This window comes from Brevundimonas sp. (assembly GCF_046293315.1).
In the GTDB taxonomy this organism is placed as follows: domain Bacteria; phylum Pseudomonadota; class Alphaproteobacteria; order Caulobacterales; family Caulobacteraceae; genus Brevundimonas.
In genome coordinates this window covers 1-747 of the sequence record NZ_JBKBPF010000047.1, presented here as the reverse complement: position 1 = coordinate 747, position 747 = coordinate 1, and the positions used below count along the sequence as shown (strand labels likewise).

1 protein-coding gene is annotated in these 747 nt (G+C 71.0%); it reads right to left on the bottom strand.

All coding sequences use genetic code 11. The features are described 5' to 3' along the window. Positions 1 to 52 precede the first annotated feature (52 nt). The coding region (locus tag ACK4SE_RS13925) for a homocysteine S-methyltransferase family protein (protein ID WP_409693902.1) at positions 53 to 747 on the bottom strand (695 nt) is incomplete at its 5' end.

Below are 747 nucleotides of genomic sequence, written 5' to 3'. Positions count from 1 at the left end.
TGATGGGAGCACTGATTGTGGGGCCGTGCGCTATTCCCGCGCTGGCGTGGGGTCAGGCAGCTTCCCGATAGAAAGGCCCGGCGCTGCCCAGCACGCGCGCAGGCAGGGGCGCCACCGCCTGATGGATGGCGCCGATGTGCTCCGGGGTGGTGCCACAGCACCCCCCGACCATGTTGACGTAGCCGCGGTCCGCGAACTCGGCCACGATCGCCGCGGTCTCCTCGGCCGCCTCGTCGTACTCCCCGAAGGCGTTCGGCAGCCCGGCGTTCGGGTAGCAGGACACGAACGAGTCGGCCAGCCGCGAGAGCTCCGCGATGTAGGGCCGCATCTCCTTGGCCCCCAGGGCGCAGTTGAGGCCGACGGCCAGAGGCCGGGCGTGCCGGACGGAGGCCCAGAAGGCCTCGGTGACCTGCCCGGACAGAGTGCGCCCGGACGCATCGGTGATGGTGCCCGACACGATCACCGGCCACCGCCGGCCGTACTCCTCGAAGAGGGTCTCCACGGCGAAGATGGCCGCCTTGGCGTTCAGTGTGTCGAAGATGGTCTCGATCACCAGGGCGTCGGCACCACCCTCGACCAGGCCGCGGGCCGACTCGAGGTACGCCGCCACGAGCTGGTCGTAGCTCACGTTGCGGGCGGCGGGGTCGTTGACGTCGGGCGAGATCGAGGCGGTGCGGGTGGTGGGCCCGAGGGCACCGAGGACGAACCGGGGGCGGTCCGGGGTCTGCTCGTTCATGGCGTCCACCT